The organism is Phenylobacterium sp. (assembly GCF_025934275.1).
GTDB lineage: Bacteria > Pseudomonadota > Alphaproteobacteria > Caulobacterales > Caulobacteraceae > Phenylobacterium.
This window is the reverse complement of the sequence record NZ_JAICYI010000021.1, coordinates 1-18,761: the sequence shown is the minus strand read 5'-3', so window position 1 is coordinate 18,761 and position 18,761 is coordinate 1. Positions and strand designations below refer to the sequence as shown.

The following is an 18,761-nucleotide window of genomic DNA, read 5'->3' as shown; positions in this document are numbered from 1 at the left end:
TTCGGTCTCGCTCTCGGACATGGGATTCAGCTTTCCGGCTCGGATTGAGCGCCAGGGATCAGGGGTTCGGCGTGCAGGCCCTCGGCGGCGAGCGCCGCCGTCAGCACGTCGGTCACGCGGGCGGCGGCGGCTTGCGGGTCGAACGCGGCCTGCCCATCGCCGAAGTCGAGGGTGAAGGCGTGCGCGCCCAGGCCGGCCTCGGCGCGGACCTGGATGACGCCCGCATAGGCGGCGGTCTGGGGACTCTCCTCCAGGATGCGCCGCAGGCCGTCCGCCAGCTCCGGCTCGACGGAGACGGTCAGCCGCGGCGCCGCCTCGATCTCCTGCGCCAGCGCGGCGAGCGCCGCCTGCAGCGGAGCCTCGGGGAAGCGCTCGAGCGCGGCGCCGGCGATGCCCTTGGCGCAGGCGAGCGCGAGCGCCGCGGCGCCCTGCCGATGGTTGTGGGCGACTTCCGCCAGCTTGGGCAGGGCGAGGGCGCAGGCGGCGGCGATCTCCGCCAGCGCCTGCTGCTGCTGGGCCGCCACCGAGGCGAGCGCCGTGGCCTCGCCCTCCGCGCCGGCCCGGCGGCGGATCTCCTCGACCTCCTCGGCGGTGTAGCTGCGCTTGGTCCGCGGCGGCGCGTAGGCGACCTCGCCGGCCGCGTCGAAGACCGTGTCGAAGCTGAATTTGCGGGGCGCTTCGGACATCAGTAGACGAGCTCGTCGTCGCCGCCGGCGCCGGCCAGCATGATCTCGCCCTTGTTGGCGAGGTCCTTGGCCACCTGCACCATGGCCATCTGCGCCTGGTCGACGTCGCGCAGCCTGACAGGCCCCATGCTCTCCATGTCCTCGCGCATGATCTTCGACGCGCGCTCGGACATGTTTGAGAAGAACAGCTCCCGCAGACTGTCGGAGGCGCCCTTCAGCGCCAGCGCCAGCTGGTCCTTCTCGATCGCCCGCAGCAGGGTCTGGATGCCGCCGGGATCGAGCTTCGAGAGGTCCTCGAAGACGAACATCAGCGCCCGGATCCGCTCGGCCGCCTCGCGGTTGCGCTCCTCCAGCGCAGTGATGAAGCGGGCCTCCGTCTGACGGTCGAAGGCGTTGAATATCTCCGCCATCATCTCATGGCTGTCGCGCTTGGAGGTGCGGGCGAGGTTCGACATGAACTCGGTGCGCAGGGTCTGCTCGATCTTGTCGAGGATCTCCCGCTGCACGGGCTCCATGCGCAGCATCCGCATGACGCATTCCAGCGCGAAGTCCTCGGGCAGCGAGGCCAGCACGCGGGCGGCGTGCTCGGACTTGATCTTCGAGAGCACCACCGCGACCGTCTGCGGGTATTCGTTCTTCAGGTAGTTGGCGAGCACGGCCTCGTTCACGTTGCCCAGCTTGTCCCACATGGTGCGACCCGCCGGTCCGCGGATCTCCTCCATCAGGGTGTTGACTTTGTCCTCCGGCATCATCGCCGCGAGCAGCTTCTGGGTCTGCTCGAACGAACCCATGATCGCGCCCGCGCCGGAAATCCCGGAGACGAACTCGACCATCAGGTCCTCGACCGCCTGGGCCGAGACGGTGCCCAGGCTCGCCATCGCCTGCGAGACCTCCTTGATCTCCTCCTCGTCGAGCTGACCCCAGACCTGGGCGTGCTCCTCGCCCAGCGCGAGCAGGATCACGGCGGCCTTCTCGGGGCCGCTCAGCCGTCCGGGATCGGCGATGGCTTTGGCCTTGGCCATCTCACGGGCTCTCGTGCAGCCAGTTGCGCAGGATGGAGACCGATTCCTCCGGATGCTTCTCGACGAACTCGGAGACGCGCTTGACCGAGGAGGCCTTCACCTGGCCCTCGATCCGGGCGATGTCGATCTTGTGCTCGAGCTCGCCGGGGCCGGGCAGGGAGAGCTGGGTCCCCCTGTCCGCAGCGACCTGCATCGGCTGCCCCGACGGCGTCGTCTGCAACTGCGTGACGCCGGGTCCGTCCAGCATCGCCATCGGCTGGCCGCCGCCGGCCACCCCCTTGAGCAGCGGACGGACGATGAACAACATCATCAGCACCGCCACCACCGCCAGCACGCCGAGCTCGGCCACGCGCATGATGTCGTTCTTGTCGAAGCCCATCAGCGGATTGGCCGCGCTCACCCCCTCGGCGCTGGCGTCGCTGGGAAACCGCACGTTGACGACCGTCACCTGGTCGCCGCGCTGGGCGTTGTAGCCCACCGCCGTGCGGACCAGCTGCTCGATCTGCTGCATCTCCTGGGCCGAGCGCGGCGTATACGGACCCGGCTTGCCGTCCTTGCCGGGCGCCGTCGTCCCGTCCACCGCCACCGCCACCGAAAGGCGCTTCACCTGCCCCGGCTCCTGCACCTCCGTGCGGGTGGTCTCGGAGATCTCGTAATTGGTGGTGGATTCGTTGCGGCCGGAATTCGAGGCGTTGGTGCTCGAGGCGGCGCCGGCGCCCGGGCCGGGGATGTTCGCCGCCGCCGAAACCGCGCCGTTGGAATCCGGCTGCGTCTCGCTCGACTTCTCGTCGGTGGTCGATTCCGAGCGGACCACCTGACCGTCCGGATCGAAGGTCTTCTGCTGGGTCGTGACCTGGTTGAGGTCGAGGTCGGCGGTGACGTTGACCCGCGCCTTGCCGGCGCCCACGACGCCCTCGACCAGGCTCTTCACCTGCTTGGAAATCCGCTGCTCCACCTCGGTCTTGCGGCCGTCCGCCTCGGCGGCCATGCCCGTGTCGCCGCCGGAGAGCGTCTTGGCGTGCTGGTCGACCACCGTGACTCGGTCGGGCTTCAGGTTGGGCACCGCGCCCGCCACCAGGTTCTGGATCGCGCGCACGTTGTCGGCGGTGGGCTCGCGGCCTCCGACCCCGATGGTCACCGCCGCGGACGGCTGCTCCGCCTCCTCCTCGAACAGCTGGCGCTTGGGCAGCACCAGGTGCACGCGGGCCGAGGTGATGCCGTCGAGGCTGCGGATCGTGCGGGCGAGCTCACCCTCCAGCGCCCGCTGCCGGTTGAGCTGCTGCAGGAAGTCCGTCTGGCCGAGCGCGCTGCCCTGGTCGAAGATCTCGTAGCCCACCGACCCCGAGGTGGGCAGGCCCTTGCTCGAAAGCATCAGCCGCGTGGAGGCCACCTGGTCGCGCGGCACCAGGATCGTCGAGCCGTCCCCCTTCGCCTCGTATTTGACGCCGGCCTGGTCGAGGGCCTGGGTGATCGAGCCCGCTTCCTTCAGGTCCAGGTTGGAATAGAGCAGGGCCTTGGGCTGGCCCAGGTTCATGGTCATCGCCACCAGCACCGCGGCCACGCCGGCGCCGATCCCCAGCATGGCGGCGAGGCGTCCGAGGCCGAATCTCTGCAGCGCCGCCAGAAACTGATTCAAGCCGGGCGTTCCCCTTCGCAAGGCGGGAGCGCCCCTGGAACCCGCCCCCTGCTAGGCAGGATTTACCCAGTGCTTGGTAAACGGGGGGTTTAAGGCCGAGCTTCAGCCGCTCCACGGGCTGAGCGCGCCATGCAGGCCCAGCATCACCGAGAACACCAGGTTGATCGCGACCGTCACGGTGAAGAAGGCCTTGCGCAGGTAGCTCCAGGAATCCACCCGCCGGCCGCCGCTCCAGATTGCCGGAAGGGCGATGAGCGTCGGAAGCGTCAGCGCCGCGGCGACCAGCGCGCAGGTCGAAGCCAGGATCAGCAGCGCGCCCGGCCAGCTGTACATCACCCACGCGAGGTCGGAGAGCGCCTTGCCGATCCACAGGCCGAACAGCAGGAAGGCGGCGAGCCACAGGCCCGCCTGGATGTTCTGCACGAGGCTGGCGCGGGCCTGGATGGCGCTTTCGCGCACCTCGCGGCGGTTGCGCAGCACCAGCCCGGCAAGGGTGGCGAGCGCGGCCGCGGCGGCCAGCGCGGCGACCAGCAGCAGCCGGCTCGGGGAGTTCCACGGCGAGGTTCGCTCGAACAGCACGCTACCGGAGCTCGGCAGCAGCGCCGTCGCCCGGCCCTCCCGCATCACGAAGGCGATGCGGCTGTCGTCCTGCGAGGCGATGAAGCGCCCGGCTTCGGACGGGCCCTCCGGGACCCAGGCGCTCGCGCCGCCGGCGTCGGCGAGCAGCAGCCGCCCGTCGGGGCTCACGCTGACGTTCAGCCCGGCGCGCGCGCCGGTGACGAAACCTTCCAGGCCGGAATATGCGCGACGCGTGCTGAGATAGTAGCCGGCGAACGCCTGCGCCTGCTGCGCGAGCGCCGCCGAGCCGGGCCTGGGCGGCGGCGGAGGCGGCGCATAGAACTGCCGGATGACCGCCGGGGCGAAGCTCCCGGCGAGCCGCCCGCCGCCGTCCGTGTTGGTGGAAATGAACAGGCCCAGCTTCAGATCGGGCGCGACCACCATGTTCGAGAAGAACGACAGCGTGCCGCCGTCATGGCCGTAGCCTCGGTAGCCGCCGGGCAGGGCGTAGATCGCAAAGCCGTGCGCCCAGCCGTTGATCCCGGGCGGCGTGACGCGCAGCGGCGTGCGGAACGCCTGGGCCGCCGCCGGGCCGTAGATCGTCGCGCCCTCGAGCGAGCCGTTTCCGAGCAGCAGCAGCATGTAGCGGCCCATGTCGGCCGCGGTGGACGAGGCCGCGCCGGCCGGGGCGATCTGCTCGATGTATTCATAACCGCGCCGCTCGAAGCCCGAGCCCGTCCAGCGGTAGGGGTTGGCGACGTCGGCCGCGAGCCCCGCCGGCATCGGCGACGGCAGGCCCGGCTTCAGCGGATGCGGCTCGCGGAAGGTGGTGTGGCCGAGCTTGGCCGGGCCGAGGATCTCGTCCTCGATCAGCGTCTCGTACGGCTTGCCGGCCACGAACGAGACAGCCTCGCCGGCCAGCGCCGCGCCATAGTTCGAATAGCTCGAGACCGCGCCGGGCGGCCGCACGCGCTTGGGCCGGTCCTGACGCAGGTACGTGGCCAGCGGCCGGACGAAGTCGAAGCGGTCCTCGAACAGATGGCCGAGCGCGCGGTCCTCGAACCCCGGCGAGTGATCCATCAGGTTGGCCAGCCGGATCGGCTGGTCGAAGCCCTGGTCGGGGATCCGCAGGCTTTGCGGCAGATAGAGGTTCACCGGCTGGTCGAGGCGCATGCGCCCGGTCTCGACCGCTTTCATCAGCGCGATCCAGGTGAAGGTCTTGGAGATCGATCCGATGCGGAACAGGCTGCGGTCCGGATCCACCGGCCGCCCGCGCTCCAGGTCGGCGTAGCCGTAGCCGCGCTTGAACACCAGCTGCCCGTCCTGCACGACGCTGACCGTGACGCCGGCGATGTGGTCGCGGGCCATGGCGGCGCGCACGAAGCCATCGGCGAAGGCGGCGAGCTCGGCGGGCGGGATCGGCTGGCCCGCCGACAACCGGGCGCCCGGCTGGACGGGCGCGGTCGGCGCGGACGTGACCGGTCCCGCCGCGGCGGGCGCCGGCTTCGGGGCGGCCTGCGGGGCGGTCGCGGCGGTCGGCGTCGCAGGCTGCGGGGAGGCCTCGGGCCTGGCGGGCGTGCGCTCGGCGGGCGGCGCGGCGCTGGCGGCCGAGGGCTCGTCCTGCGCCCCGACCGACGGCGCCAGGCCGATGGCGAAGGCGAGTCCCAGGAGGACGGCGGCGACCCTGTGCTGCTTCACGACAATCCCCGAGGCGCCCCGCGTCGGAAGAGATCCGCAGCGCCTTGTAGGCCCGCGGCCCGAGTCCCTCAAACAGCGTTATCGAGGCGGCGGGGGCGGGGTCGCAAAGGCGAGCAGCGGCAGGATCGGCCGCACGCCGCCGCCGACGAACAGCTGCGGCTCCGACGGCGGCTTCATGCCGGTCTGGCGCTCCTTCTGGGCCACGCACGCCTGCACCATCCGGCCGAGCGCCGGGAAGTCGTGGGTCTGCGGCATGGACGCCAGGAAGCAGGTGTCGAAGTAAGGGTACTTGTCGGACTCGCCGCAGCCGAACGACGTGCGGTCCGGCCGGGCGGCGGTCAGAACCATGCGGTTGGCGCGGGCCAGCGTCGGCACGTAGACGCCGGAGAAGCAGGCGGAGATCACCACCACCGTCGGCCGCGCGCCGCAGGTCCGGTCGAGGATGGCGTCGAGCACGCCGGGGGCGAGGATCCGATCGTCGACGATCGCGCCGGACGGCGCCCCGTGCGAGCTCAGGTAGAACAGGCAGCCCGCCTGCGTCTTCGAGGCCAGCTCCGTCAGGTCGGTGTAGATCGTCGTGAGGTCGGTCTTGTCCGGGTGGGTGTCCCTGTAGCGCTCGGGGCGCACCGAGAACTGGCGGATGTTGGCCGGCGAGAACCCCGCCGCCACCAGCGCCTTGGAGACGTCGCGCCGGGCGTTGTCGAACGCCTCCGAGGGGCCGCCGGAGTGCGCGTGCCAGTCGCCGGCGATCACCACCGCCGCCCAGTCGTCGAACGGCGAGGCGGCCGCCGGCCCGGCGGCCAGAAGCCAAAGCCCCGTCAGCGCCGCGATCAGCCCCGCGAGCCGCGGCACTACTTGCCCTTGTAGTTGGCGAACGGCGTCGGGATCGCCGTGCCGGTGGCCTTGGCGAGCAGCCGGCCCTCGGCGTCGAAGAGCTCGCCTTCGGTGAACGCCACGCGGCTGCCCCAGCGGATCACCCGGCCGACGCCCTTGAGCTTCCCCGGCATCCCTGGACGCAGGAAGGTGGTTTTCATCTCCGCGGTGGGGGCGACGTGGGTCATGCCCGAGGCCACCATGCAGGCGACGCTCATGCACTCGTCCAGCATCGCGCAGAGATAGCCGCCCTGGATCTGCTTCATCGGGTTGAGCAGCAGCTCGGGCCGGGCGTCGAACTCCACCTCCACCGACTTCTCGGCCTGGCTCACCGCCACCATCTTGAAGCCGAGGGTCTGCGAGCCGGTGGGCTGGTTCTTGGTTCGCAGGAAGCGCTGCAGGATGGCCTCGTCGGTGAGGGCCTCGGGTTCGGCGCTCGCAGCGTCGGTCATTATTTCTTCCGGAACTGGTCGAGGGAGACGATCTTCGAGCCGTCCTTGGCCGGTGCGGGCTCGTCGGCGGCTTCGGCAGGGGCGGCGGCCGGCAACCGCGCCTCGGCCGGGGCCGGCGGCGGCGGCTCGAACTGCAGCAGCCACTGCACCGAGGGATCGTAGAAGCGGGTCACCGCCGCGTAGGGGACGGACAGCCGCTTCGGCTGCCCTCCGAACTGCAGGGTGACCGAGAAGAACGTCTCGCCCGGCGCCAGGTCCCAGTATTGGTGCTGCAGGACGATGGTCATCTCGTCCGGATACTTGGCCAGCAGGTCCGGCGGGCCGGAGACGCCCGCCGCGTCGGTCTTGAAGGTGATGTAGAAGTGGTGCGCGCCCGGCAGGCCCTCGGAGGCGGCGCGCTTCAGCGCGGCCTTGACCACGCCGCGCAGGGCCTCCTGGGCCATGGCCTCGTAGTGCATCAGGTCCTGGGCCGGCGGCTCCTGAGCCACGGGGAATCTCCAGCGGAACGGGTGTTTGAAAACGTAGCGTCTGGGCTGGCGCGCGCAAGGCGGATTGCGGCGCTGTGACGAAAGAGGGCGGCCCTCGCGGACCGCCCTCCCGCATTAGGTGGAGGGGTTCTGTTGCCAGGCCCCCTCCGAGCCCCGCCTCACGCGGCTAAGCGTAAGGGCTTTAGGTCGAAGTCCAACGCGCGCTTACGCGGCGAGCCGGACCTCAGAAGCGAAGTTATCGTTCGCATCTATCAAATGACCCGAAACGGTGGGTCAGGCCGGGGGAAAGCAACGCCTTTACACGTCTGTCGATCCTGATCGGCCCCATGCTCGCCCGGCGATACCCGGAGGAAGATTTGGTGGAGCCGCCGGGAATCGCACCCGGGTCCAGTCCGCTTATTGCGCGCGCGTTTATCACCATAGTCGGGCAAACCCGACGCTCGGGAATATAGGGCTCAAGGATTAGGATTTGAAGAAGGGCGCGGCCGGCGCAGGCGGCGGATCGCCGGGAGCGCGAGCGCGGGCGCCAGCGTGAGGAGCCCGATGCCGAACCCCCGCGACTGGGCGTAGGCGGCTGCGGCGTAGAACGGCCAGCGCCGCTCGGAGGTGCGGGCGAGATAGATGCCCGTCGCAGGCGCGAACAGCGCCATGTCGTAGTTCATCGCGTAGGGGCTGATCAGCAGCGCCCCGCCGACCAGCGCGATCAGCCGCTCGGCGATCTCCGCGCCGCGGCGAAAGGCGAGCCAGACCCAGAGCGCCGCCGCCGGCGCAAGCGAGAAGGCCCAGGCGCCGGGCAGGCCGTGCTGGACGAGCGCCGCATAGGGCGTGACCGCGTTGCGCAGCAGGGCCGGATTGGCGAACACCACCGCCTGGAAACGGGGCAGGGCGGCGATCCATTCCCGCCAGGGCGCGGGGCCCCAGAGCGCGGCCGAGGCTCCGCACAGGAGGAGCCCGCTCGCGGCGGTCGCCGCGAGGCTCCGCCAGCGGGCCTCGGCGAGGAGGGCGAACGGCAGCAGCAGGAGAAACTGCGGCTTGATCGCCGCCGCCGCCCCGAACAGCAGCCCGGCGAGGATCGGTCGCGCCTGGGTCAGGCGAAGCCCGCTCAGGATCAGCGCGCCCAGCAGGAAGCTCACCTGGCCGCACAGCGCGCAGAAGGTCACCCAAGGCAGCAGCACGAACCACCACGGCGCCCCCGCCTTGAGCCCTGAAACGAGGAACGCCGCGCCGGTCAGGACCAGCCAGAGCGCATAGCTCGGCCAGTAGGGGATGATCGCGAACGGCGCGAAGACGATCAGCGCCGAGGGCGGATAGACGAACGGCCGCGGGTGGTCATGGCCCAGCGGCCAGCCCTGCAGGCCCGAGACGTAGGCGAAGTCATAGAGCCGTCCGGGCGCGTGCAGCGCCGCCCGACCGCCGGCCCAGAGCGGCGCGAAATCGATCCCCGCCGGCTGCACCGAGAGCACCTCGCGCACGAAGGCGAGGCTCATCAGCACGAAGACGGCCAGCACGAGGCCGAGCGTGAGCTGGCCCAGACGGAGTCTCGAAGCGGTCGCGGCGGAATCGACCATGCCGGCCGAGGCTACACGCAAAACCCCGGCGATTGCGCCGCATGGCGGCTCACGAAGCGCCAACGGCGGGCGGTTTTCCGCCAACCGCCGCGTCGCGTTCGCGAGCGAGTTTGGGCTCACCGCATTGCGTCCGTACCCTCAGGGCGTCGGTTTTCATTGAGGGTTTCCATGAACGGCTTGATCTATGCGGCGCGCCCGCTGGCGTGGGATTTTTTCTCCACCATCGTCTTCGCGGCGCTGACCGCCCTGCACGTGGACGTCCGCCTGGCGGCCGCCCTCGCCTGGGGCGCAGGCCTCGCCCAGCTCGCGGTCATGAAGCTGCTGCGCCGGCCGATCCCGCACCTGCAGTGGGCCGGGCTTGGCCTCGCGCTGGTCTTCGGCCTCGCCAGCATGCTGACCAACGATCCGCGCTTCGTGATGGTGAAGCCGACGCTGATCTACCTGGCGATCGCCGCGGTCATGCTGAAGCGCGGCTGGATGCTGCGCTACCTGCCGCCGGTCGCGACCGGTCACGGCGACGGGATCATGATCGCCTGGGGCTATGCCTGGTCCGGTCTGATGGCCGCGACCGGCGCGGCCAATCTGATCGTGGCCGTGTGGTTCACGAAGCAGTGGCCGCTGTTCCTGGCGACGTTTCCGCTCGCCTCCAAGCTTCTGTTCGTGGCGCTCACCTACTGGACCGTGCGCCGCCGCGTGCGGGGCCGGATCCTGGCCGAGCGCGCCGCACAGGCCGCGCCCGCGCCGCAGGCGGCCTGAGGCCGGCTACTCCGGCTTCGGCGCGATCTCGGCGCCGGGCGGCTGCAGCCGGCCCTGCGGATCGGCCTTCAGCGAGCCGCCCGAGGCGATCAGCTCGTGGTAGGCCGAGCGTTCGGCGCCGAAGTCGATCTTGCCGCGGAACAGGATGTCGAACCGCGGGTCGTGGCCCAGCCCCGCCCGCAGCACCGGCTCCAGGATGTCGGCGACCTGCCCGATGGCGGCGTCGTCGCAGGCGCGGTGCAGGGCCCGCGACTGGCCGCGGACCAGCAGCGTCAGGTCGTAGGAGACCCCGTTCACGCACAGCCCTTGCGCCGCGTTGTGCTCCTCCGTGCGCACCAGGCGCGGCGAGCTCCACGCCGGATTGTCGCGCAGGGCGAGGAAGCGTTCGGCCGAGCCGGGCGGCAGCTCGGCGTCGAAGCCGATCCGCCGCGCAATGTCGGCCTCGCAGCACGCGAGGCCCGCGCGCACCTGGACGAAGGCCTTGCCGTCGCGCCGCACGATCACCCGCACGACGCTCTGGCGAACGCTGGTCGAGGGCCGCACCCAGGCCTCGACGATCATCTCGCCCGGATAGAGCACCTCCCACTGCAGCGGCATCAGGCCCCACAGTCGGTAGGTCGACGGATCGATGCCGTTGCTGACCGGCGCGAGCGTCGAGCCGCGGGGGATCCGCCGCCCGGCCAGCGGATCGGCGGCTTCGGGCCGCTTGAGGCCCGGCTCATCCCACCAGGACTTCGGATCAGGCGCCGGGAACGGCCAGATCTCGGCCTCCGAGGGGGGCAGCCCGGGTGGCGCGACCGCGACCGGCGGCTCGCCGGCCGGCGCTCTCGGCCTGATCGGGATGCGCAGCAGCTGCGCCTGAGCCGCGCCGGCCCAGGCGAGGGCGATCAGGGGGGTCAGGACGATCGGGCGCACGCCTTTCAAAGCGGGTCGCCTTCCCGACGGTTCCGGCCGCCTCAGAGCGTCTCGACGCCGCGCTGGATGGAGAGCACGCCGGTCCGCGACACCTCCACGAGGCCCAGCGGGCGCATCAGCTCGACGAAGCGGTCGATCTTCGACGGGGCGCCGGTCACCTCGAAGACGAAGCTCTCGTGGGTGGTGTCGATCACCTTCGCGCGGAAGATGTCGGAGACGCGGAGCGCCTCGACCCGGTCGGGGCCCGAGCCGCGCACCTTCACCAGCGCCAGCTCGCGCTCCAGCCCGTTCGGGTCGCGCGTCACGTCCTGCACGTGGCGCATGGAGACCATCTTCTTCAGCTGCGCCTCGATCTGGGCCAGCACCTGCGGCGTGCCGCGGGTGACGATGGTGATCCGGCTGGTGTGGGCGTTGCGGTCGGTCTCGGCGACCGTCAGGCTCTCGATGTTGTAGCCGCGTGCGGCGAACAGCCCGACCACCCGGTGCAGCACGTCCGGCTCGTTGTCCACCAGGCAGGCGAAGGTGGCGAGCGTCTCCGGCTCCTCGGCGTGGGCGAGGTCGTAGACGGAGGCGGGCTGGGGGTCGGTCATGGGGCAAATCCCGAGGGAGAGCCGATGAGGTGTCACACCCGGTCGTGACCGGCAAGTTCCAGCGGCTCCCACAGCGGCCGCTGGAGATGTCGCAGGCGCTCGTCGCAGCCGTGGACGCTGCTGACACCAGGGTGTCGGCGGCAGGCGGGTAGCCTCGTCCTCTGAGCGAACGAGAGGACCAGGGCATGGGCCATCAGCGGAATCGCGCGGGCGGGCTCGCGGCAGGCGTTGCGGCCGGGCCACAATCGTGGCCGTCCGGCCAGTTCTCCCGGGCGGGCTCTTGCCTGGCGGCCCCGGTTCATGGGACATGGCCGGCCCCACGCGAAGGAGAGTTCACCGAATGGCGTTGCGCGACGACACCCCAAGCCGGGCCCGCATCTGCGGGACCGCTTGCGCGCGCCGCCTCGTCGGGTCTGACGCGCGCTCGAACCAAGACGACTGACCACGCGGCCGCTCCGGAACAGGGCGCGTCCGCGCCCACCGGAGCCCAATCGATGTTCTTCCCCGTCGCCGGCGGGGTCCCCGCCGTGGCGAAGGCGGAGGCCACCTCCCTCCTCAAGCTGATCGCCGGCGAGTTCGCCACGCGCGTGGCGGCGTTGTGGCCGGCGCCGCATGCGCCGTTCCTGACCGCGCGCGCGGCGCGCCGGCACCTCGTCTGCCTGGCCTTGGCGTGGGGCCGCGACGCCGTCGCGGCCGCGATCCTGGAGGCGCGGCTGCCGCATGCGATCCGTCTGGCGGCGGGCCCGGCGCCGCCTCTGGGTCTGGCGCGCGCGGTGAGCCGCATGGGCGATGTCGCCTGGACCGCCGCGGACTACCGTGCGCTCGCCGGCCTGTTGCGCCACCGGCAGGCCGCCAAGGCGATCTGGCACGCCGAGGTCCTCGCGCCCGAGCTGGTGCGCGCCCTGGCCGCCCTGCCGGAGCCGATGGCCGGCGCGGTCCACCTGGCCTTGGGCCTCGACGCCCGCGGCGCGGCGGTGCTGTGCGAAGCCTACGGCGTGATCCGCTTCCGCTCCGGCCCGGCCGCTGCGGCGAGGGCGGCCGCCCGCTGGGCGCGCGCGGCGAACGTGCCGGCCCTGTTCGAGGCGGTGCGGGACGAGCTCTATCCGGAGCCGCCGGCGCCACCGCATCCGGGCACGGCGGTGCTCAGGCCGCTCGCCACCAAGGCCGACCTGCGCCGCGCGGCGAAGCGCTTCCGCAACTGCCTGGCCGAGCAGCTGCCCTACGCCTGTTCCGGCTGGTCGGCCTACTACGAGTGGCTGGGCGAGCCCGGCGCGGTCGTGGAGCTCGGCCGCGACCACATCTTCGGCTGGCGGCTCGAGCAGGCGAGGCTCGCCGGCAACCTTCCGGTGCCGGAGCCGCTGCAGGAGGCGATCGCCTCCGAGCTCGCGCTGATCGGCGTCCATGTGGGCCGTTCGGGGTGGGAGCTGGACCGCGCGATCGCCTCGCGCGGCGCGGACCCCTTCCCCTTGCGGCCCGCCGACTTTGCGGTCGCTGAGGTGTTCGGCGCCGGGTGAAGCCCGGCGCCGGACGCTGGCCGGGCGGCGCAGCTTGCGGCAGACTCGCCAGGCAGGAGAGGGTCCCACGATGCCGGCCTCCGCTGTCCTCGGGCTTCGGCCCCACACCTACTGGACCGCCGCCGCCGTGGTGGCGGGCTCGGCCGATGCGCCGGACGTCGTCTGGCGCGAGCGGCTGGCGTTCGCCGGGCCCGGCGAGAAGTTCCCGTTTCACCGCGCGGCCGAGGCCGAGCTCTCCGCCGCGCCCGCCGTCATCGAGGCGTCGCGCCGCGCCTGCGTCGCCAACCTGGCCCGCGGGATCGAGGGCCTGCTCAGCCGCATGCGCGCACGCGACGTCGAGGTGCGGCTGGCGGCGACGGCGGCCTCGACCGCGAAGCTGCCGCCCGCGCTCGCCGACATCCTCGCCAGCCATTCGCGGATCCACACAGCGGAGGGGGACTTCGCCCGCGACGCCGTCGCCGCCGGCTGCGCGGCGGCGGGCCTCGCCGTGCGGCGCGTGGTGGAACGCGAGCTGCCGGCGCTCACCGCCGACCGGCTGGGCGTCGGCCCGTTGGAGTTGGCGGCGCGGCTGAAGGCCATGGGTGCGACGCTCGGCCCGCCCTGGAGCGAGGACTACAAGCTCGCCGTCCAGGCCGCCTGGCTTGAGCTTCCTGAACTCGCGCTCGCCTGAGGCGGCGCTTGCCTTTGGCCCGAAAGCGCCCGACATCGGCCCGATGCCATCGCCGCACTTCACCCAGAGCCTGAGCAAGCGCCTCGGCGTCGAGACCGGCGAGGCCGTGCTCCGCTACGAGCTGCTGCAGGAGCAGGCGGCCGCGCTCGGCCGCCAGGGCGCGCGGCTGGAGGCGGCGCTGGCGGCGCTGAACGGCCATGCGGGCGGGGAGGGGCGCGCGGCGCTGGTCCGCGAGGCGGCGGATGCGGCCTGGTGCTTCTTCGTGCAGCGTGAGGTGATTGGCCTGCGCGACCGCGCCGGGGTCATCGCCCAGTACGCCATCCCGCGCGAGGTCCTGAACCGCATCGGCGCCCGCTGAGGACGGCCGTCCGCTCGGCCCGCCGCCCTAGACCAGCCGCTTGCCCGCGTCGTCGATGATCGATCCCAGGTCGCGCGCCTCCTCGGCCATGATCATCTCGTTGTGCGCCTTGCCCGACGGGATCATCGGGAAGCAGTTCTCCTCCTTGGTCACCCGGCAGTCGAAGATCACCGGCCGGTTGATGGCGATCATCTCGGCGATGGCGCCGTCCAGCTCGTCCGGGTGCTCGGCCCTGAGGCCCACTGCGCCATAGGCTTCGGCCAGCTTCACGAAGTCGGGCAGGCTCGCCGAATAGGAGTGCGAATAGCGCTCGCCGTGCAGCAGCTGCTGCCACTGGCGCACCATCCCCATCCATTCGTTGTTGAGGATGAAGATCTTGATCGGCAGCTCGTGCTGCACCGCCGTCGACATCTCCTGCATGGTCATCAGCACGCTGGCGTCGCCGGCGATGTCGATCACCAGGCTCCCCTGATGCGCCATCTGCACGCCGACCGCGGCCGGCAGGCCATACCCCATGGTGCCCAGGCCGCCCGAGGTCATCCAGCGGTTGGGCTCGTTGAAGTGGTAGAACTGGGCGGCCCACATCTGGTGCTGACCGACCTCGGTGGTGATGTAGACGTCCCGGTCCTTGGTGGCCTCGTAGAGCCGCTGGATGGCGTGCTGCGGCTTGATCAGCTTGGCGTCGGGGCGATAGCGGAACGATTCCCGCGCGCGCCAGGCGCCGATCTCGCGCCACCAGTCCGCAAGCGCCGCCTTGTCCGGCTTGTAGCCGCGCGCCGTCCACAGGGCGATCAGGTCCTCCAGCACGCTCGCCGCATCGCCCACCAGGCCCACGTCGGTGCGCACGTTCTTGCCGATCGAGGAGGCGTCGATGTCGATGTGGATCTTGCGCGACGTGGGCGCGAAAGCGTCCAGCCGCCCGGTCACCCGGTCGTCGAATCGCGCGCCCACCGCCACCATCACGTCGCAGTCGTGCATGGCGTTGTTGGCCTCGAACGAGCCGTGCATGCCGACCATGCCGAGCCACTGCGGGTCCGAGGCGGGAAAGGCGCCCAGGCCCATCAGCGTCGAGGTCACCGGCGCGCCGGTCAGCTTGGCGAACTCCCGCAACAGCTGCGCCGCGCGCGGGCCGGCGTTGATCACCCCGCCGCCCGTGTAGAGGATCGGTCGCCGCGCCTGCGCGATCATCGCCGCGGCCTCGGCGATGCGCAGCGGGTCGGCCTTGGTGCGCGGGTGGTAGTTGTGGACGTGCTTGACCTCGCGCGGGCCCTGATAGCGCGCCTTGGCGAACTGCACGTCCTTGGGGATGTCGATGACCACCGGCCCCGGCCGGCCGGAGGTCGCGATGTGGAACGCCTCATGGACCACCCGCGGCAGCTCCTCGGCCGACTTCACCAGGTAGTTGTGCTTGGTGCAGGGCCGGGTGATGCCGATGGTGTCGCATTCCTGGAAGGCGTCGGTGCCGATCAGGTGGGTCGCGACCTGGCCGGTGATGACCACCAGCGGGATGGAATCCATCAGGGCGTCGACGATGCCGGTGACCGCGTTGGTCGCGCCGGGGCCCGAGGTGACCACCACCACCCCCGGCCTGCCGGTCGAGCGGGCGTAGCCCTCGGCGGCATGGGTCGCGCCCTGCTCGTGGCGGACCAGCACGTGCTTCAGCCTGGGCTCGGCGAACAGCGCGTCGTAGATCGGCAGCACGGCCCCGCCCGGATAGCCGAACAGCACGTCGACGCCCTGGTCGATCAGCGCGCGCACCAGGATCTCGGCGCCGGAGATCACGTCGGGCTGGGCTTCGATGGTCTGGTGGGCGGTCATGGCGGAACTTTGGCCTGGAGGCATTAAAAAAGGCCCGCGGGGGGCCTGGTGCAAGCGACCGTTCGGCGTTTGAGCGCGAGGCGCTCAATCCGCTGGCGGTCGCCCTACGAGTACAAGAATTCCGCGCACGGGCATTCCTTCCAAACGATAGTTCAGCGCTTTCGCATGCCGCTAGGTACGCGTCAAGCTCGGCTCCAGGGCAAGAAACTGCCTCCATTGCGCCTCGGCGGTGTCGCCGGCCAGGCGCGGCCAATCGGCCATCTGGCCGCGCAGCCAGGTGAGCTGGCGCTTGGCGTAGCGGCGGGTCTCGCGTTTGGCCGCCGCCAGCGCCGCCTCGCGCGTCGCTTCGCCGCGGACGTGGGCGGCCAGCTCGCGCACGCCCACCGCCTTCATCGCCGGCAGCTCGGGATCGAGGTTGCGCGCGATCAGCGCCGCCACTTCGTCGAGCGCGCCTTGCGCCGCCATCGCCTCCAGCCGTGCGTCGCAGCGGGCGTAGAGCGTCTCGCGCGGCGGCTCCAGGGCGACCCCGCGCCAGGCCTCGGGAGCCAGGCTCGGCCGGCCGGTCTCCTGCCAGTCGGTAAGCGGGGTGCCGGTGGCGGCGAACACCTCCCAGGCGCGCACCAGCCGCTGGCGGTCGCCGGGCGCGATGCGCGCCGCGGCGGCCGGGTCGTAGGCGCCTAGCCGTCCGCGGAAGGCGCTTTCGCCCATCTGGTCGAACTCCAGCTCGGCCTCGCGCCGCGCCTGCGCCGGGACCGGCGGGATGTCGGCCAGGCCGCGCGTCAGGGCGCGGAAGTAGAGCCCCGCGCCGCCCACCAGGATCACCGGCCGATGCGCCTCGGCCAGCCGGGCCATGAGCTCGCCCGCCGCCCGCAGCCAGCGGCCGACCGACCAGGCGTCGGCGGCGTCGGCGATCCCGAACAGATGGTGCGGCGCTCGGCTCTCGTCCTGCGGGCTCGGACGGGCGGTCACGATCCGCAGGTCGCGGTAGAGCTGCATGGAATCGGCGTTGACGATCTCGGCGTCCGCGGCTTCGGCGAGCTGCAGGGCGAGCGCCGACTTGCCGCTTGCCGTGGGCCCGGCGATCAGCCAGATGCGGGGCTCCATGCAGCTTGCCCTCACCCTCGTGAGCCCGGCGCGGGGCGCCGCCCAGGGCGCGCTCGCCGGGCTGGCGCAAGCGCTCGCAGGCGCGCAGGCCCGCGTCAAGGAGCCTCGCCCGCTGGGACCTCTTGCGATCGACGTGGCGGTGGAGGCCGAGGGCGAGACCGCCGTGCGCGAGGCCGCGGAAGGCGCGCTCGCCGGCCGGCCGATCGACGTCTGCGTGCAGCCGTGGAACGGACGCAGGAAGCGGCTCCTGGTCGCCGACATGGACTCCACGATCATCAACGTGGAGTGCCTGGACGAGCTTGCGGATTTCGCGGGTCTGAAGCCGCACATCGCCGCCATCACCGAACGGGCCATGCGCGGCGAGCTGGAGTTCGAGACCGCGCTGAGGGAACGCGTGGCGCTGCTGCGCGGCCTGCCGGTGAGCGCCTTGCAGCGGACCTTCGACGAGCGTGTGCGGCTCAATCCCGGCGCCAGGACGCTGGTGCGCACCATGGCCGCGGGCGGCGCCCGCTGCGTGCTGGTCTCCGGCGGGTTCAGCTTCTTCACCGGACGGGTCGCGGCCGCGGCGGGCTTTCATGCCGAGCGCGCCAACGTGCTGATCGAGGAAAGCGGGACGCTCGCTGGCCTGGTCGCCGAGCCCATCCTCGGGCGCGAGGCCAAGCTGCAGACGCTGCTGCAGGAAGCGGAGGCGCTGGACCTCGCTCTATCTGAGATCCTGGCCGTGGGCGACGGGGCCAACGATCTGGCGATGATCGAGGTGGCGGGCCTGGGCGTCGCCTACCGCGCCAAGCCGATCGTCGCGGCCCAGGCCAACGCGCGGGTGGATCATGCGGACCTGACCGCGCTGCTCCATTTCCAAGGCTATCGGGACAGCGAGTTCGTCACCGACTGAATCCAGGCGTGAATTGGACGCCCGCGTCGATTCGGCTAAAGCGGCCCATGGCTCTGCCGCGCGACGTCAAGGCCGTCGTCTTCGACATGGACGGCCTGCTGGTCGACTCCGAGGTGGTCTATTGCGAGGCCCTGACGAGCCAGGCCGCGGCCATGGGCTATGATCTTCCGCTCGCGGTGATGAAGCGCATGATCGGCCACGCCTGGGCCGGCAGCGCCCAGGTGCTGCGCGATCACTTCGGTCCCGACTTCGACACCGACGCCCTGCGCGACGGCTCGGTCCGGCGGTTCTATGAGCTGGCGCAGGCGAAGATCGCGCTGAAGGCCGGCGTCCTGGAGATCCTCGACCATCTCGACGCCTGCCGGCTGCCGCGGGCGGTCTGCACCTCCTCGCGGCGGGTCGACGTGGAGCATCACCTGACCGCGCACGGGCTCCTGGACCGCTTCCACGCCGTGCTCGCCCAAGGCGACTATCCGCGGCCGAAGCCCAGTCCCGATCCCTACCTGAAGGCGGCCGAGGCGCTGGGCGTCGATCCCGCCCACTGCCTGGCCCTGGAGGACAGCCACAACGGCGTCCGCTCGGCGGCCGCGGCCGGCATGATGACCATCATGGTGCCGGACATGCTCGATCCCACCGAGGAGATGCGCTCGCTCTGCGTCCGGATCGCCGCCGACCTGCACGAGGTGCGCGGACTCTTGGAGCCGCGATATCACTCCGGGATGAGCGGTCGGCTTTAGCGCCGCCCAGAGCCGCCGGGCCCGCGCTGGAAGTACTTGAAGAAGTCGCTGTCGGGCGAGATCACCAGCGTCGTGTCGCCGTTGGCGAGCGCCGCGTCATAGGCCTGCATCGAGCGGTAGAAGGCCGCGAACGCCGGGTCGCGGCCATAGGCCTGGGCGAAGATGCGGGTGCGCGCGGCGTCGCCCAGGCCGCGGGTGGTCTCCGCCTCCTGGGTGGCGGTTGCGAGCGTGACGGTCACCGTCTTGTCCGCCGTCGCCATGATCTGCCGCTTCTGGGCTTCGCCCTGGCCGCGCGTCTGGGCGGCGATCTGCTCGCGCGAGGTGCGCATGCGCTTGAAGACGGAGGCTTCCACGTCGCTCGGCAGGTCCACGCGCTTGGTGCGCACGTCCACCACCTTGATGCCGAACCGCGCGGCGTCGGCGCGC

At 71.5% G+C, this 18,761-nt stretch carries 19 protein-coding genes and 1 other RNA gene; 6 read left to right on the top strand and 14 right to left on the bottom strand.

Translation table 11 applies throughout. The annotated features are described in order from the left end of the window. Nucleotides 1-26 precede the first annotated feature (26 nt). From Q0W60_RS07390 to Q0W60_RS07350, 9 genes are all read right to left on the bottom strand, one after another. Nucleotides 27-686 carry a flagellar assembly protein FliH gene (locus Q0W60_RS07390; protein ID WP_297694102.1) on the bottom strand — a complete coding sequence of 220 codons (660 nt, stop codon included), beginning with the start codon at nt 684-686 and terminating at the stop codon, nt 27-29. Continuing rightward, a complete protein-coding gene (gene fliG / locus Q0W60_RS07385; RefSeq protein ID WP_297694100.1) occupies nt 686-1,708 on the bottom strand; it encodes a flagellar motor switch protein FliG in 1,023 nt (340 codons plus the stop codon). The genes Q0W60_RS07390 and fliG overlap by 1 nt, the downstream gene beginning before the upstream one ends. A 1-nt stretch (nt 1,709) precedes the next feature. Continuing rightward, the gene (gene fliF / locus Q0W60_RS07380; protein ID WP_297694098.1) at nt 1,710-3,344 is read right to left on the bottom strand and encodes a flagellar basal-body MS-ring/collar protein FliF; all 1,635 of its coding nucleotides are present in this window, start codon (nt 3,342-3,344) and stop codon (nt 1,710-1,712) included. A 102-nt stretch (nt 3,345-3,446) separates the two neighbouring features. Next, the gene (locus Q0W60_RS07375; RefSeq protein WP_297694096.1) at nt 3,447-5,600 is read right to left on the bottom strand and encodes a serine hydrolase domain-containing protein; all 2,154 of its coding nucleotides are present in this window, start codon (nt 5,598-5,600) and stop codon (nt 3,447-3,449) included. Between the two features lie 78 nt (nt 5,601-5,678). Beyond that, nucleotides 5,679-6,452: a C13 family peptidase gene (locus Q0W60_RS07370; protein WP_297694094.1), complete on the bottom strand. Its 774-nt coding sequence runs from the start codon at nt 6,450-6,452 to the stop codon at nt 5,679-5,681. Next, entirely contained in the window at nt 6,452-6,925 is a 474-nt protein-coding gene (locus Q0W60_RS07365) for a PaaI family thioesterase (protein ID WP_297694092.1), read from the bottom strand. Before Q0W60_RS07365 ends, Q0W60_RS07370 begins: the two co-directional genes overlap by 1 nt. Next, complete coding sequence (locus Q0W60_RS07360) at nt 6,925-7,413, bottom strand: ClpXP protease specificity-enhancing factor SspB (RefSeq protein ID WP_297694090.1); 489 nt, start codon at nt 7,411-7,413, stop codon at nt 6,925-6,927. Before Q0W60_RS07360 ends, Q0W60_RS07365 begins: the two co-directional genes overlap by 1 nt. Nucleotides 7,414-7,530: 117 nt before the next feature. Further along, nucleotides 7,531-7,891: a transfer-messenger RNA gene (gene ssrA, locus Q0W60_RS07355) on the bottom strand. After that, on the bottom strand, nt 7,869-8,981 hold the full coding sequence (locus tag Q0W60_RS07350; RefSeq protein WP_297694088.1) for a glycosyltransferase 87 family protein: 1,113 nt from the start codon (nt 8,979-8,981) through the stop codon (nt 7,869-7,871). The genes ssrA and Q0W60_RS07350 overlap by 23 nt, the downstream gene beginning before the upstream one ends. Nucleotides 8,982-9,149: 168 nt before the next feature. Between Q0W60_RS07350 and Q0W60_RS07345 the strand changes: the two genes are divergently transcribed. After that, nucleotides 9,150-9,737, top strand: a complete 588-nt coding sequence (locus Q0W60_RS07345) for a septation protein IspZ (RefSeq protein ID WP_297694087.1) — start codon at nt 9,150-9,152, stop codon at nt 9,735-9,737. Nucleotides 9,738-9,743: 6 nt separating this feature from the next. Here the strand turns inward: Q0W60_RS07345 and Q0W60_RS07340 are convergent, their stop codons facing one another. Beyond that, nucleotides 9,744-10,652: a hypothetical protein gene (locus tag Q0W60_RS07340; RefSeq protein ID WP_297694085.1), complete on the bottom strand. Its 909-nt coding sequence runs from the start codon at nt 10,650-10,652 to the stop codon at nt 9,744-9,746. Between the two features lie 41 nt (nt 10,653-10,693). Continuing rightward, a complete protein-coding gene (gene ilvN / locus Q0W60_RS07335; protein ID WP_297694083.1) occupies nt 10,694-11,242 on the bottom strand; it encodes an acetolactate synthase small subunit in 549 nt (182 codons plus the stop codon). 494 nt (nt 11,243-11,736) lie between these two features. On the opposite strand from ilvN, the gene Q0W60_RS07330 reads away from it, so the two are divergent. The 3 genes from Q0W60_RS07330 to Q0W60_RS07320 all read left to right on the top strand — a co-directional run bounded on the left by Q0W60_RS07330 (nt 11,737) and on the right by Q0W60_RS07320 (nt 13,784). Then, nucleotides 11,737-12,756 carry a hypothetical protein gene (locus Q0W60_RS07330; protein WP_297694081.1) on the top strand — a complete coding sequence of 340 codons (1,020 nt, stop codon included), beginning with the start codon at nt 11,737-11,739 and terminating at the stop codon, nt 12,754-12,756. Between the two features lie 70 nt (nt 12,757-12,826). Then, nucleotides 12,827-13,426 carry a hypothetical protein gene (locus Q0W60_RS07325; RefSeq protein ID WP_297694079.1) on the top strand — a complete coding sequence of 200 codons (600 nt, stop codon included), beginning with the start codon at nt 12,827-12,829 and terminating at the stop codon, nt 13,424-13,426. A 43-nt stretch (nt 13,427-13,469) separates the two neighbouring features. Continuing rightward, nucleotides 13,470-13,784 carry a DUF6665 family protein gene (locus tag Q0W60_RS07320; protein WP_297694077.1) on the top strand — a complete coding sequence of 105 codons (315 nt, stop codon included), beginning with the start codon at nt 13,470-13,472 and terminating at the stop codon, nt 13,782-13,784. A gap of 27 nt (nt 13,785-13,811) precedes the next feature. Here Q0W60_RS07320 and Q0W60_RS07315 read toward each other — a convergent pair whose 3' ends face one another. Together Q0W60_RS07315 and miaA are read right to left on the bottom strand one after the other, a co-directional pair. After that, a complete protein-coding gene (locus tag Q0W60_RS07315) occupies nt 13,812-15,602 on the bottom strand; it encodes an acetolactate synthase 3 large subunit (RefSeq protein ID WP_297694075.1) in 1,791 nt (596 codons plus the stop codon). A gap of 171 nt (nt 15,603-15,773) precedes the next feature. Next, nucleotides 15,774-16,706 (bottom strand): tRNA (adenosine(37)-N6)-dimethylallyltransferase MiaA, encoded by a 933-nt coding sequence (gene miaA, locus Q0W60_RS07310; protein WP_297694073.1) that lies wholly within the window; start codon nt 16,704-16,706, stop codon nt 15,774-15,776. Between miaA and serB the strand changes: the two genes are divergently transcribed. Then, nucleotides 16,705-17,598, top strand: a complete 894-nt coding sequence (gene serB, locus Q0W60_RS07305) for a phosphoserine phosphatase SerB (RefSeq protein WP_297694072.1) — start codon at nt 16,705-16,707, stop codon at nt 17,596-17,598. The two genes, miaA and serB, sit on opposite strands and share 2 nt — an antisense overlap. Nucleotides 17,599-17,645: 47 nt before the next feature. Beyond that, on the top strand, nt 17,646-18,335 hold the full coding sequence (locus Q0W60_RS07300; RefSeq protein WP_297694070.1) for an HAD family phosphatase: 690 nt from the start codon (nt 17,646-17,648) through the stop codon (nt 18,333-18,335). Here the strand turns inward: Q0W60_RS07300 and hflC are convergent. Beyond that, nucleotides 18,332-18,761: protease modulator HflC (gene hflC / locus Q0W60_RS07295; RefSeq protein WP_297694068.1), on the bottom strand; the 430-nt coding region annotated here is incomplete at its 5' end. The genes Q0W60_RS07300 and hflC overlap by 4 nt on opposite strands.

What these genes read in the sequence shown, in the direction of transcription:
- fliG (WP_297694100.1), bottom strand. Translation starts at nt 1,708, where the DNA reads ATGGCCAAGGCCAAAGCCATCGCCGATCCCGGACGGCTGAGCGGCCCC.
- Q0W60_RS07345 (WP_297694087.1), top strand. Translation starts at nt 9,150, where the DNA reads ATGAACGGCTTGATCTATGCGGCGCGCCCGCTGGCGTGGGATTTTTTC.
- miaA (WP_297694073.1), bottom strand. Translation starts at nt 16,706, where the DNA reads ATGGAGCCCCGCATCTGGCTGATCGCCGGGCCCACGGCAAGCGGCAAG.
- Q0W60_RS07350 (WP_297694088.1), bottom strand. Translation starts at nt 8,981, where the DNA reads ATGGTCGATTCCGCCGCGACCGCTTCGAGACTCCGTCTGGGCCAGCTC.
- ilvN (WP_297694083.1), bottom strand. Translation starts at nt 11,242, where the DNA reads ATGACCGACCCCCAGCCCGCCTCCGTCTACGACCTCGCCCACGCCGAG.
- serB (WP_297694072.1), top strand. Translation starts at nt 16,705, where the DNA reads ATGCAGCTTGCCCTCACCCTCGTGAGCCCGGCGCGGGGCGCCGCCCAG.
- Q0W60_RS07365 (WP_297694092.1), bottom strand. Translation starts at nt 6,925, where the DNA reads ATGACCGACGCTGCGAGCGCCGAACCCGAGGCCCTCACCGACGAGGCC.
- Q0W60_RS07390 (WP_297694102.1), bottom strand. Translation starts at nt 686, where the DNA reads ATGTCCGAAGCGCCCCGCAAATTCAGCTTCGACACGGTCTTCGACGCG.
- Q0W60_RS07330 (WP_297694081.1), top strand. Translation starts at nt 11,737, where the DNA reads ATGTTCTTCCCCGTCGCCGGCGGGGTCCCCGCCGTGGCGAAGGCGGAG.
- Q0W60_RS07320 (WP_297694077.1), top strand. Translation starts at nt 13,470, where the DNA reads ATGCCATCGCCGCACTTCACCCAGAGCCTGAGCAAGCGCCTCGGCGTC.
- Q0W60_RS07315 (WP_297694075.1), bottom strand. Translation starts at nt 15,602, where the DNA reads ATGACCGCCCACCAGACCATCGAAGCCCAGCCCGACGTGATCTCCGGC.
- Q0W60_RS07300 (WP_297694070.1), top strand. Translation starts at nt 17,646, where the DNA reads ATGGCTCTGCCGCGCGACGTCAAGGCCGTCGTCTTCGACATGGACGGC.
- Q0W60_RS07325 (WP_297694079.1), top strand. Translation starts at nt 12,827, where the DNA reads ATGCCGGCCTCCGCTGTCCTCGGGCTTCGGCCCCACACCTACTGGACC.